Below are 11876 nucleotides of genomic sequence, written 5' to 3' on the forward strand. Positions count from 1 at the left end.
TGTAACTTAATATAGCATTACTGGAACTTCAAAATTAGTAGTTAAGGTTGTTACCTTATAGAGTGTTATATATAACTTAGCTAAAAAAGCACAAATCATATAATTTGAGCTGTTCATTATCTGTTTTTTGGTAAAAAATTATAGTTTTTGTCACATTAATACTGTACGATACATAGTATAAAACACATACTGTATGACATATAGTAATGGAAATGAGGTGAGTGAATGGATAATTTATTAAATTCGTTAATTACTGAGTTAAGAAGAGGGACATTAACGTTAGCTGTTTTAAGTCAATTAAGAACGCCGCAGTACGGATATTCACTTGTCCAGTTATTAGAGCAATCAGGGGTTACAATTGATCAAAGTACTTTATATCCACTACTTCGCCGATTAGAAAAGCAGGAATTAGTGACGAGTAGTTGGGATAAAACGGAGAGTAGACCTCGTAAGTATTATGTTTTAAGTGATTATGGATTAGAAATATTTTTGCAGTTGAAAAAAGAATGGATAAAGGATTCGAAAGAACTTTATAACTTATTAAAGGAGGAGGAAGAGAATGAATTTAATTGATCTCTATATCCAAGAGGTTGCGAAGAGATTACCTGAAAAAAATCGTGAAGATATTACACTTGAACTAAGGTCAACTATAGATGATATGTTACCTGAAGATTATAATGAGAAAGATGTAAAGAGCGTTCTCGAAAAATTGGGGAGTCCGGTTTCATTGGCTAATGGTTATTTGGATAGACCGATGCATTTAATTGGACCACGTTATTTTGATGTATATACAACGTTGTTAAAAATGATTATACCAATCGCAGCTGTCATTGCACTCATATCAATGGTTGCAGAAAATTTTATAGGCTATAGTGGTGATCAAGCGGTATTAAATGTTATTTTACAATTGATAGGTAAAGGCATTGGGGAAATTTTTGAAGTGAGCCTCCATGTATTTTTCTGGTTGACAGTTGTGTTTGTTATTTTAGAAAGAACAGATAAAGACAAAGGTATCGAGCCGTTGACGACAAGTTTAAAAAAATGGACACCAGATGATTTGAAAAACATCTCGTATATCCCAAAGAAAAAAGCAATCTCGAAGTTTGAAGTTTTTGGAGGTTTAATGTGGACAGCAGTTTGGGCTACACTTTACTTTTATGCGAATTATCTTGTTGGCGTATATAACGGTACGGCAAATGGACTGAAGTTTGTCTCGCCAACTTTTAATCAAGATGTTTTATTGCAGTACTGGCCAATCGTTGTAATTATGATCGTTTTTGAAATATGTATATCCCTTTATAAATTAGTGCAGGGACAATGGACGCAAAGATTGGCGATTGGGAATGCTATTCTTCAAATAGCTGGGACGATAGTATTCATTGTAATTGTAGTAAATCCACATGTATTTAACGCAGGGTTTATTACGTATTTGGCAAATGCATTTACTATTTCCTCAGAGGAGTTTAAAACGTGGCTCATTGGGGGAGGAATTTTCTTCTACATGTTATCTGCTGCAATAAATATATTTGATGGTTTCCGAAAAGCTAGTATTCGTATGTAGATAAAAATCGGAAATTTCGATAAAATAAAACTATTAAAAAGATAGTAAAATAAGGTGAACATGATGAAAGGAAGAAAATAATGATAAGGGAAGCAACGAAAAAAGATTTAGCATACATTTTAGATATTTATAACGATGCGATACTTTATACAACAGCTGTATATGCGTATAAACCTGTAACCCTTGAAAATAGAATAGATTGGTATGAACAAAAAAAGGCTGAAGAGTATCCAATTATCGTATATGAATTAGATAATAAAGTAGTAGGATTTGCGACATTCGGCCCATTTAGAGCGTGGCCTGCTTATAAATATTCAGTTGAACATTCTGTGTATGTAGATAAGGCATATAGAAAAAATGGCATTGGGTCTTCATTAATGAAAGAATTAATCAAAATTGCAAAGGAAAGAGAGTATATGACCTTAATTGCTGGAATTGATGCAGAGAATGAGAAAAGTATTGCCTTGCATCAAAACTATGGATTTGTTCATGCAGGAACAATAAAAAAAGCTGGTTATAAGTTTAATAAATGGCTAGATTTAGCTTTTTATCAGCTGGAACTTAACGGTCCTGAAAATCCTATAGAAGAATAAATATTTTTCGGTAGCAAGAAAAAATTCATGCTACCTTTTTCTTATTTTAATAGCTAATGAAAAGGTTTTTTACATTCAATGTTGAAATATTAGAAGTTAATATAACGATATAAAAAGAGGGATAGAAATGGAAACTGTTATAAATAAAATAAAAGAGGTACAATCTAATTATGTGGGAATGGCAATTTATTCTACAAAAAATAATCGTATAGTTGCTTCGTATAATAGTGAATTAAATATTCCGTTAGCATCAGCAGCAAAATTAGTCATTGGATTTGTAGTAACGCAAATGGTGAAGGAAAATAAACATAATTGGAATGATATACTTCATTACATTAAATTTAATCCACATGAAGATAGTGCGCAGTTATATCCGCATTTACAAGGAAGAACTTCTTTAACACTTAGTCAAGCGGTAGAGGTAATGATTGCTTGTCATGATAGTTACGTTGCACAGTCAGTTGTAATGCACTGTGGTGGATGGGATGCTGTGAAAATGTACGCACAAACGTACTTTTCAAAAATTCATATACAAGAGAATGCTAGAGATGAGAAAAATGTTGGAGAATTAAGTGAAGTTCTTGCCCTTTTCATACAAACCTTTCAAGGTTATAAATCAGAACCAGAATTATGGGAACCAATTATTAGCGGCATGGTAAGACAGCAAGGAGAGTATGAAGAAATTCCATATTATCATATAACTCATATGACAGGTGGATTACTCACAGCTACAATAAATATTGGTATAATAGGAATGTTTAACGAATTTCCACTTCTTTATGTGATTGGGGGAAAAGATTTACCGAATCGCCGTGAAAATAAAGAGGTAGATGAAGCTTTTGCAGTAGTTTTAAAGTACATATACAAAGAATATAGTGAAAGCATGCTAGGAGTGAGCGATTGAAAAGAAACTTAAAGACTTTAACAATCATTATTTTAATTTTAACGATTATTGCTCTTGAAGTTGGAATCGCCCTATATGATCACAATTTGTCATTAGATACAATTTACTTTGCAGCGATCCTTATTTGTATTGTATTGCTTTTTGGCACACGTGTTTCTGAAGAGAAAGAAAGTACATCGAAACGAGAGCGAAGAAAAATAGCTGTTATATTTTGGCCATCTATTTTATTGTCTATCGCTTGTTTTGCAGTTATAAATTACATAAGGGTAGGCTATGTCTCTGTACCAGGGATAATTGGCTTTTCATGCTTTGTTACATATGGTGGATTCGTTTTGATTAGTATTTTAAAGGGGAAAAATAAAATGTAGCTTACTAAGTTGAAAGGAAGCAATGTATATGAAACATATAGAGAACGGTACACGTATTGAAGGAGAATACATTAAAAATAAAGTCATTCAATATAATATGTCCATCTTAACAGATGAAGTAAAACAGCCGATGGAAAAAGTAAGCCTCGTAGTAAAAAATGAAGAAGGAAAAATATTTGGTGGTGTAACAGGTACGATGTATTTTTATCATCTTCATATCGACTTTTTATGGGTTGATAAATCAGTTCGTCATGACGGTTATGGTAGTCAACTGTTACATAAAATTGAAGAAATTGCGAAGGAAAAAGGGTGCAGATTAATATTGCTAGATTCATTTAGTTTTCAAGCGCCAGAATTTTATAAAAAGCACGGTTACCGAGAGTATGGTATCGTTGAAGATCATCCAAAAGGTCATAGTCAGCACTTTTTTGAAAAGAGATTATAATAATATTATGTATACTGATTGATGGGAGAAAGCATATGTACACGTATAAATTGCAACAAGAACAACCAATCTGTGCAGAAAAAATTAAGAAGCTTTATGATTCTGTCGGTTGGTGGCCAGAAAGAAAAGAAGTCGATATTGAAAAAATGTTAAAGAATAGTATAGCCATTGGAGTATGGGAAGAAAATGAATTAGTTGGATTTGCTAGAGTCGTTTCTGATGGTGTTTTTCGAGCATACATTGAAGATGTTGTCGTACATGAGAATGTAAGAAATAAAGGTATTGGAGAGAAAATGCTTACAATGTTACTTCGAGAAATATCTCATATTGATATTGTTAGTCTATTTTGCGGAGAGAAGCTAATAAAGTTTTACGGTGAGCAGCAATTTCAAGCAACGAAGCAAATTGTGATGCATCGTAATCAAACAGGGAAAGAATAAGAGGTGCCAATTAAAATGAATGCAACAAGAGCGTACTGTTTATCGAAAAGAAAAGCGACAGAAGATTCTCCAGATGGCTGGAGTGCAACATGTATGAGGCTTAATAATAAAATATTTGCGATAGTAAATCATGAAGAAGGTGAAAAGGCTGCGATTACATTGAAGTGTGATCCAGAAGTCGCATTAAGAATAAGAGAAGATTATCCAGAAACAATTATTCCAGGGTATCATATGAATAAAAAACATTGGAATACCGTTTATATTCATAAGGGTATAGAGCAGGAGCAAATTAATAAAATGATTGATTGGTCGTATGATTTAGTACTACAATCATTTTCAAAGAAAAAGCAGCAGGAGTTAATGGGTTAATATGTATTAGGAGTGTGTGTAATGAAAGATTCGATTAAAGATACGTATGATAAATTAGCGAGTACATATAAAGAAAATCTAGATTTCGCAAATCCATATAACAGTTATTATGAAAGACCGGCGATGATGGAGCTTATTCCAAAGGAACTAGAAGGAAAAAAGATATTAGATGCTGGATGTGCAGCTGGATGGTATACTTCTCAATTCATAGGAAGAGGAGCAAATGTTACAGCAATTGATGTAAGTCCTGAAATGGTAAAAGCAGCAAAAGAAAATATAGGAGAAGAAGCGACGTTCCTTTGTCATGATCTGCAAGAAACATTGCCATTTGAAGATAATACGTATGATGTGATTGTAAGTTCATTAACTCTTCATTATATAGAAAATTGGAATCAAGTATTTCAAGAATTTCGTCGTGTATTGAAGCCAGGTGGAGAACTTATTTATTCTATTCATCATCCTTTTATGGATTTCACAAAGTTTCCATGTGAAAATTATTTTGAAAAACAGTTATTAATAGATACTTGGGTTAAACCGAATATTACTATTGAAGTCAAGTTTTTTAGAAGATCATTACAAGACATACTAAATGAAACTACAAATTATTTTGTATTAGAAGAGATAGTGGAACCGAAGGCAATTGAAAAAATGAAAGAAGTAAGCGAAAAATCATATCATTATTTAAATATGAATCCACATTTTCTTATCATAAAAGCAATCAATAAATAGCTAGTAAAATAACTTTGTTTTACTAGCTATTTACAGTTTTACATTACATATTAGGAGACTTTAAAATGAATATGAAACGAAATAGAGTAGTATATGCACTATTTACTATAGTTGTTATTATTTTAGGTCTTAGCTCAAGAAAGTTTGCTTTTGCACTACCACATCTATTAAATGATTATTTAGGTGATGCATTATGGGCATTAATGATTTTCACTGGCTTTGGATTTTTGTTTCCTAAAACAGAGACGAAGAAGTTGGCTTTTATTAGTTTAATGTTTTGCTACGGGATTGAAGCGAGCCAATTGTATCATGCGGAATGGATAGATAGCATTCGTGCAACGACTTTGGGGGGACTCGTGTTGGGATACGGTTTTTTGTGGAGTGATGTAGTGGCTTATACAATTGGTGTTGGAGTGGGAATACTGTGTGAGGTTATTTTTCGGAAGAAATAAGAATTGTAAAAGGGGTATTTGTAAATGGAACAAGCACTGGAAATTGCAAAGCTTTGGTTTCGAAATGAACATGTCACAGCTACTGTAATGCAACCAAAAGTAGCGAAGGTTTTATGCAAGAATAAAGAGTACATTTTAAAGAGAACGGGATCGATAAAGCAACTTCTAGTTGAATTCGATGTTTTGAAGCAACTGTATGAAAAGGGAATTAAAGTACAGAGAGTAGTAAAGACAGAAAATGATGAACAATATGTATTATATAAAGAAAAATATTATTGCTTATATGAGTATGTTGCCGGAAGTGTTTTAGAAATAAAAGATACGAATAAGCTGGAAAGGCTAGCAAGTACAATTGGAGAAGAAATAGCTAATCTGCACAAAGCATTACATGCGGTGAATAGTGACCATGAGTTAATAAAAAGAGATTTATATAAGATGGTATTTGAATGGGCTATACCGATTTTAGAAAAGAATGAGTATGTTCATCGAGAGGTAATTCAAAAGATGGAGCGAATGCACGCAGCTTTCAAGGAAACGGTCCATTCATTACCGAGACAAATTATTCATCGTGATATGCATCTATCAAATGTAATCTTTAAAGATGATAAACTGGAAGGGTTTATAGATTTTGAGATTTTAGAAAATAATGTAAAAATATTCGATCTATGTTATTGCTGTACAAGTGTATTAAGCGAGCTATTTAGTAATGAAAGATTAAGAGGGAAATGGTTACATATCGTTTGCAAAGTCTTTGAAGGTTATTATAAACAAAATGATTTAACGAAAGAAGAACTAAAAGCTATTTGGTATGTTATGCTTTCAATTCAAATTATCTTTATTGCTTATTTTGTCCAGTTACCAGATTTATTAAAGTTAAATGAAGAAATGTTCTTCTGGATTTTTGCTAATAAGGAAGCTATTGAAGAAGTTATAGAATGTATCGTAAAGGTATGAAAAAAATAATATTAATTGGTTCTGGTGGTTCAGGAAAATCTACATTAGCAAGGCAGTTAGGAAATAAATTAAATATTAAGGTGCATCATCTTGATGCATTATTTTGGAAACCGAATTGGGAAGGTGTTCCGAGAGAAGAACAAATAGCAGTTCAAAATAACTTAATTAAAGATGAGAAGTGGATTATTGATGGGAATTATGGCGGGACGATGGATATCAGACTGAATGCAGCTGATACAATTATCTTCCTTGATATTCATAGAACAATTTGTATTTATCGTGCGTTTAAAAGAATTGTAAAATACCGGAATAAAACAAGACCAGATATGGGCGCGGGATGTGAAGAAAGATTTGATTTGCAATTTTTTAAATGGATATGGAAATATCCTAATGCTAAACGACCTACAATTTTAAAAGGGTTAGAGCAATTGTCCGAAGAGAAAAAGGTTATTGTTTTAAAATCTCCAAATGAGGTTCGGAAATTTTTAGAGCACATATAATAATACAATGTGACACAACAATTCTTTTTGGATCTTACCGATTAGTTTAATTAAACTAATCGTTTTTTATTATGAAAAATTTAACGCTTTTTGAAAATTGTATTTTGTAATGAGTATATGACTATAAATTCATATAAAATGAACGTTTGGAGGAATAGAAAATGACTAATGATTTAATTCAAACAATCGATTCATTAATGGTAAATATTCCAGCTGGAGAGGTAGTATTAAGAGATGATCGAATAAAAAAAGAATGGCTAGTGCAAATTCAACCATTTCTTCTTGCGAAGTATGCTGTAACAATGGAACTATATGATGCTATTACAAATAGTCCATTAAATAATTTTGATAAAAATCATAAACCAGTTGTCAATATTTCATGGAACGATGCCATTGCGTTTTGTAATGTACTTTCAAAAAAAGCGGGATTAAAAGAATATTATTCTATTAGTGATGGTGGTCAAATTGTGAAATGTAATTTAGATTCAAATGGCTACCGATTACCATGTGAGGCAGAGTGGCAATATGCATGTAAAGCAAGTACAACCGGATATACATACGGGAAACTTCATGATATAGCGTGGTATAATGAAAATTCAAATGGAGAGATTCATGACGTTGGCCAAAAAGAACCGAATGCATGGGGACTTTATGATATGCTAGGGAACGTTTGGGAATGGTGTTATGATTTGTATGATGAAACAGTGTACGGATCATATCGCATTTTTCGTGGTGGTAGTTGGGCTGAAACAGCGAGAGGGTGCGGCGCTACTTGTCGTCGTCGAAGCCATCCTACATTTCATATAGATGATCTCGGTTTTAGACTCGCTAGGTCAATTTAGTAGGAACATGCTACGAACAACTAAGAAAAGAGTATGGAGAAAATCCGTACTCTTGCCAACATAGAAACGATTTAACGTAAGGAGTGTTTATTATGGCGCGTGTTTTATTTATTAACGCTGGATCAGAAGGACATATAAATCCAACTTTACAAGTTGTAGAAGAATTGATTTCTCGTGGTGAAGAGGTCGTTTATTTTTCAATAGAAGCTTTCAGGGATCGGATTGAGAAGACAGGTGCTACTGTACGAACGATTGATGATCAAAAATTTATAAAAGCGTTTCTATCTGGAGGCAGAAATTATTTACAGGAAAGAATAAACGGCCTTCTACATACAGCGGATATTGTAATATCTAGCGTTCTAGAACAAATTGAAGGTGAACATTTTGATTACATGATTCATGATTCTATGTTTGGTTGTGGCCATTTAATTGCTCAAATTCTTAAACTTCCAGCCATAAATTCATGCACATCTTTTGCGCAGGATGAAAAATCCTTTGAGCAAATGTTAGGTCATCTGTCAAAAAATATCCCAGTAGAAATTCATGATAAAATACAGAATGATTTTCAAAACTTAACGAAGGGAATTGCTGAAAAATATGGTGTTGAAATAAAATCATCGTATGAAGTTTTCTGTAATCCTGCACCTCTTACTATTGTGTATACAATTAAGGAGTTTCAGCCTTTTGGTGATACGTTTGATGAAACATATAAATTTGTAGGACCATCTATCTCTGCACAAATGAAAAACAGAGACGTTGATTTTACTTCAATTGAAGAAAAAAGTCCGATTTATATTTCATTAGGTACTGTTTTTAATGAAGCGATTGACTTTTATAAACTGTGTATGAAGGCCTTTGAGAATAGTGAGCATACAATTGTTATGTCTATTGGTAATAAAACAAAAATAAGTGATCTAGGCGAAATCCCTAAAAACTTCATTGTGAAAAACTATGTGCCTCAAACCGAACTGCTTACTTATACGAAACTATTTATTACACACGGCGGGATGAACAGTACGCATGAAGGATTATATAACGGGGTTCCGCTCGTTGTAATACCGCAAAGTGCAGATCAGCCAGCAATTGCAAAGCAAGTGGAGAGTCTTGGAGCAGGAGTTCAATTACATATGAATGAATTAACCGTGGAGAAATTGCGTGAAAGTGTGGAGTTAATTTTAAATAACCCTTCATATAAAGAGGCTGCTTTGAATTTGAAGGAATCATTCCGAACATCGGGTGGATATAAAGAAGCTGTTGATGAAATCTTTACATTTGTAGGTCAGTAATAAATATAAAGTTATACATGAAAAAAGTGTCTATATTAAATGATATAGACACTTTTCTGTTGTAAGAAGAGAAGAATTGTTTAAATGGAAAAAATGAAAATACTAAATGTGAATTTTGAGAACTAAGTCTACAATTTCTGCTGCACACTTTTATTTTATCCCGTATTAACCGACCGTAAAACCCCAACTAATTAAAGTTTTACTTTATGATTTCAGGATGTGGTTTTATATGTTAGTAATAATTTCACTGTTTCTGCACAACTTCTGCACATGCTTAGGCGAGTTCTATGTCATGATATATTCATAAAGTGAAATATTTCACAAGGAAAAAATATATTTTCACTGCGGTGTATGCATAATTAACACATACATCGGTACAAGTTTGTCTCTTGTTATTCTTTTACATCAAAGCCCACATTCCACTACAAAGTATAACAAGAAGGGGACATGAACATGAATAATCGATTTTTAAAACAACTACAAAATATGAAAATGAACAAAAAAAGTTTAGGAGTTGTAGCATTAACAGCTGGAATTATTAGTACGACACTTATTCCTCAAAATGCTTATGCGCACGGTTTTGTTGAAAAGCCCGGTAGCCGATCCGCTTTATGTAGTCCAACTTATGGTGCGCTAAATGTAAACTGTGGAAGTGTTATGTATGAACCACAAAGTTTAGAAGCTCCAAAAGGGTTCCCACAAGGTGGTCCAGTAGATGGACAAATTGCTTCAGCAGGCGGAAAATTTGGTGGTATTTTAGATCAACAAACAGAAAATCGTTGGTTTAAAAATACAATCACTGGTGGGGAAAATACATTTACTTGGAAGTATACTGCGCCTCACTTAACGAGTAAGTGGCATTACTATATTACTAAAAAAGGATGGAATCCAAATAAAGCGCTAACAAGAGCAGATTTCGAACCAATTGGAACTGTACAACATGATGGTTCTGCAGCTTCAAATAATTTAACTCATAAAATCAATGTACCTACTGATCGTAGTGGATATCATGTGATTTTAGCAGTATGGGATGTAGCTGATACAGCAAATGCATTCTATAATGTAATTGATGTTAATCTTATTAATGATGTGAAACCAGACATAGAAGCACCAAGTATTCCAAATGGACTTCAGACGCAAAAAGTAACAGCGAATAGTGTAGAACTAACATGGAACGCTTCTACGGATAATGTAGGGGTAAAAGGATATCAAATCTTCCGTAACGGAGAGATGATTGATACAGTACCAGGGACTCATTTTATTGATAAGAAGTTACAACCAAGTACAGAATACTCTTATACTGTAAAAGCAATTGACGCAGCTGGCAATGTATCGACAGAAAGTACAGCGCTTACAGTAAAAACGACAGTTGAGACTCCTGATACAGAAGCACCAACACAACCAAAAGGATTACATAGTATGGGAACGACAGCGTCAAGTGTGGATTTAATGTGGAGTCCATCTGACGATAATATTGGTGTAGACCATTATGATATTTATAGAGAAACAGAAGGATCAATGAAAAAGATTGCAACATCCAATACAACTTCTTATTTGGATAAAAATCTGCTCGCTAATACTACTTATAAATATGTAGTGAAAGCTGTTGATGTAGCTGGAAATGAATCCGTACAGAGTGATATATTCACAATTACTACAAAAACCGAAAGCGCTTCATATGAAGCGTGGGATGCAAAAAAAGCATATAAAAAGGGAGATAGAGTTCTACACGAAGGAAAAGTATATGAAGCAGTCCAGAGTTATCAAGGAAATGGTGATCCAAACTGGATATATGCATTATCATTATGGAAAACAGTGTAAGCTTTACTTAGGTATGAACTAAGAGATGATGGGCTTTGATGCAAAAGGTAATCTTGAGAATTCACTTTTCTATTAATAAAAAAGGGTAGTGTATGAATACATAAGATTCATATACTACCCTTTTTATTATGATAACATTTTCGTCATAAGTATGTGCGGAATGCCATCTTCCATAAATATATCAGAAGAAGTTTCATAGTCTAATTTTTTATAAAATCCTTCAGCTTGTGTTTGACCGTGTAGTTTCACTTTCGTAACTTGTTCGTTACGAGCAAGTTCTTCTAACGTTTGAATGATGACTTTACCTAATCCGTATGTACGATAATCTTTTAAAATACAAATACGTTCTAATTTTCCGACACCATCAACAAATCGTATACGACCTGTGCCTACAGGAAGTTCATGATAATAAACTAAAATATGTTTACATTGCTCTCCGATTTCATCGAATGTATCGAATTCATCTGCAAGAGGGACACCTTGTTCTTTTACAAATACTTCTTTTCGAATATGAAAGGCAGTTTCTAAATCAGCAAGTTCTGTTATAAGTTTGGATTGCAAAATGTTCAGTCCTTTCTAGTGTAATCAGTTTGCGTTTTCCTAGTATATCAT

General features: G+C 33.2%; 16 protein-coding genes. 15 read left to right on the plus strand and 1 reads right to left on the minus strand.

What is annotated here, in order from left to right; translation table 11 throughout:
- Positions 1 to 225 precede the first annotated feature (225 nt).
- From ACXKY9_RS14020 to ACXKY9_RS14090, 15 genes are all read left to right on the plus strand, one after another.
- Positions 226 to 573, plus strand: a complete 348-nt coding sequence (locus ACXKY9_RS14020) for a PadR family transcriptional regulator (RefSeq protein ID WP_000369372.1) — start codon at positions 226 to 228, stop codon at positions 571 to 573.
- Positions 560 to 1561 (plus strand): HAAS signaling domain-containing protein, encoded by a 1002-nt coding sequence (locus ACXKY9_RS14025; RefSeq protein WP_001048878.1) that lies wholly within the window; start codon positions 560 to 562, stop codon positions 1559 to 1561. The genes ACXKY9_RS14020 and ACXKY9_RS14025 overlap by 14 nt, the downstream gene beginning before the upstream one ends.
- An 80-nt stretch (positions 1562 to 1641) precedes the next feature.
- Positions 1642 to 2154 (plus strand): GNAT family N-acetyltransferase, encoded by a 513-nt coding sequence (locus ACXKY9_RS14030; protein ID WP_000617511.1) that lies wholly within the window; start codon positions 1642 to 1644, stop codon positions 2152 to 2154.
- A gap of 127 nt (positions 2155 to 2281) precedes the next feature.
- Entirely contained in the window at positions 2282 to 3058 is a 777-nt protein-coding gene (locus ACXKY9_RS14035; RefSeq protein WP_000450752.1) for a serine hydrolase, read from the plus strand.
- Positions 3055 to 3426, plus strand: a complete 372-nt coding sequence (locus tag ACXKY9_RS14040) for a hypothetical protein (RefSeq protein WP_000827980.1) — start codon at positions 3055 to 3057, stop codon at positions 3424 to 3426. Before ACXKY9_RS14035 ends, ACXKY9_RS14040 begins: the two co-directional genes overlap by 4 nt.
- A 28-nt stretch (positions 3427 to 3454) precedes the next feature.
- On the plus strand, positions 3455 to 3871 hold the full coding sequence (locus ACXKY9_RS14045) for a GNAT family N-acetyltransferase (protein WP_000680418.1): 417 nt from the start codon (positions 3455 to 3457) through the stop codon (positions 3869 to 3871).
- A 35-nt stretch (positions 3872 to 3906) separates the two neighbouring features.
- A complete protein-coding gene (locus ACXKY9_RS14050) occupies positions 3907 to 4311 on the plus strand; it encodes a GNAT family N-acetyltransferase (RefSeq protein ID WP_000288971.1) in 405 nt (134 codons plus the stop codon).
- Between the two features lie 15 nt (positions 4312 to 4326).
- Positions 4327 to 4680 (plus strand): MmcQ/YjbR family DNA-binding protein, encoded by a 354-nt coding sequence (locus ACXKY9_RS14055; RefSeq protein ID WP_000994623.1) that lies wholly within the window; start codon positions 4327 to 4329, stop codon positions 4678 to 4680.
- 21 nt (positions 4681 to 4701) lie between these two features.
- Positions 4702 to 5409, plus strand: a complete 708-nt coding sequence (locus ACXKY9_RS14060) for a class I SAM-dependent methyltransferase (RefSeq protein WP_000655256.1) — start codon at positions 4702 to 4704, stop codon at positions 5407 to 5409.
- 65 nt (positions 5410 to 5474) lie between these two features.
- Positions 5475 to 5861 (plus strand): ribosomal maturation YjgA family protein, encoded by a 387-nt coding sequence (locus ACXKY9_RS14065; RefSeq protein ID WP_001056436.1) that lies wholly within the window; start codon positions 5475 to 5477, stop codon positions 5859 to 5861.
- A gap of 24 nt (positions 5862 to 5885) precedes the next feature.
- The gene (locus ACXKY9_RS14070; protein ID WP_000434097.1) at positions 5886 to 6815 is read left to right on the plus strand and encodes a phosphotransferase enzyme family protein; all 930 of its coding nucleotides are present in this window, start codon (positions 5886 to 5888) and stop codon (positions 6813 to 6815) included.
- Positions 6812 to 7315: a DNA topology modulation protein gene (locus ACXKY9_RS14075; protein WP_000720552.1), complete on the plus strand. Its 504-nt coding sequence runs from the start codon at positions 6812 to 6814 to the stop codon at positions 7313 to 7315. The genes ACXKY9_RS14070 and ACXKY9_RS14075 overlap by 4 nt, the downstream gene beginning before the upstream one ends.
- Positions 7316 to 7476: 161 nt before the next feature.
- Entirely contained in the window at positions 7477 to 8157 is a 681-nt protein-coding gene (locus tag ACXKY9_RS14080; protein WP_000180359.1) for a formylglycine-generating enzyme family protein, read from the plus strand.
- Positions 8158 to 8249: 92 nt separating this feature from the next.
- On the plus strand, positions 8250 to 9443 hold the full coding sequence (locus tag ACXKY9_RS14085) for a macrolide family glycosyltransferase (RefSeq protein WP_000124885.1): 1194 nt from the start codon (positions 8250 to 8252) through the stop codon (positions 9441 to 9443).
- Positions 9444 to 9896: 453 nt separating this feature from the next.
- Complete coding sequence (locus tag ACXKY9_RS14090; RefSeq protein ID WP_001065165.1) at positions 9897 to 11264, plus strand: lytic polysaccharide monooxygenase; 1368 nt, start codon at positions 9897 to 9899, stop codon at positions 11262 to 11264.
- A gap of 126 nt (positions 11265 to 11390) precedes the next feature.
- Here ACXKY9_RS14090 and ACXKY9_RS14095 read toward each other — a convergent pair whose 3' ends face one another.
- Positions 11391 to 11825, minus strand: coding sequence for a GNAT family N-acetyltransferase (locus ACXKY9_RS14095; protein WP_001190864.1), 435 nt, complete (start codon positions 11823 to 11825; stop codon positions 11391 to 11393).
- Between the last annotated feature and the right edge of the window lie 51 nt (positions 11826 to 11876).

The sequence above is a fragment of the Bacillus sp. 2175 genome, assembly GCF_057812155.1.

What these genes read in the sequence shown, in the direction of transcription:
- ACXKY9_RS14020 (WP_000369372.1), top strand. Translation starts at nt 226, where the DNA reads ATGGATAATTTATTAAATTCGTTAATTACTGAGTTAAGAAGAGGGACA.
- ACXKY9_RS14025 (WP_001048878.1), top strand. Translation starts at nt 560, where the DNA reads ATGAATTTAATTGATCTCTATATCCAAGAGGTTGCGAAGAGATTACCT.
- ACXKY9_RS14030 (WP_000617511.1), top strand. Translation starts at nt 1,642, where the DNA reads ATGATAAGGGAAGCAACGAAAAAAGATTTAGCATACATTTTAGATATT.
- ACXKY9_RS14035 (WP_000450752.1), top strand. Translation starts at nt 2,282, where the DNA reads ATGGAAACTGTTATAAATAAAATAAAAGAGGTACAATCTAATTATGTG.
- ACXKY9_RS14045 (WP_000680418.1), top strand. Translation starts at nt 3,455, where the DNA reads ATGAAACATATAGAGAACGGTACACGTATTGAAGGAGAATACATTAAA.
- ACXKY9_RS14050 (WP_000288971.1), top strand. Translation starts at nt 3,907, where the DNA reads ATGTACACGTATAAATTGCAACAAGAACAACCAATCTGTGCAGAAAAA.
- ACXKY9_RS14055 (WP_000994623.1), top strand. Translation starts at nt 4,327, where the DNA reads ATGAATGCAACAAGAGCGTACTGTTTATCGAAAAGAAAAGCGACAGAA.
- ACXKY9_RS14060 (WP_000655256.1), top strand. Translation starts at nt 4,702, where the DNA reads ATGAAAGATTCGATTAAAGATACGTATGATAAATTAGCGAGTACATAT.
- ACXKY9_RS14065 (WP_001056436.1), top strand. Translation starts at nt 5,475, where the DNA reads ATGAATATGAAACGAAATAGAGTAGTATATGCACTATTTACTATAGTT.
- ACXKY9_RS14070 (WP_000434097.1), top strand. Translation starts at nt 5,886, where the DNA reads ATGGAACAAGCACTGGAAATTGCAAAGCTTTGGTTTCGAAATGAACAT.
- ACXKY9_RS14075 (WP_000720552.1), top strand. Translation starts at nt 6,812, where the DNA reads ATGAAAAAAATAATATTAATTGGTTCTGGTGGTTCAGGAAAATCTACA.
- ACXKY9_RS14080 (WP_000180359.1), top strand. Translation starts at nt 7,477, where the DNA reads ATGACTAATGATTTAATTCAAACAATCGATTCATTAATGGTAAATATT.
- ACXKY9_RS14085 (WP_000124885.1), top strand. Translation starts at nt 8,250, where the DNA reads ATGGCGCGTGTTTTATTTATTAACGCTGGATCAGAAGGACATATAAAT.
- ACXKY9_RS14090 (WP_001065165.1), top strand. Translation starts at nt 9,897, where the DNA reads ATGAATAATCGATTTTTAAAACAACTACAAAATATGAAAATGAACAAA.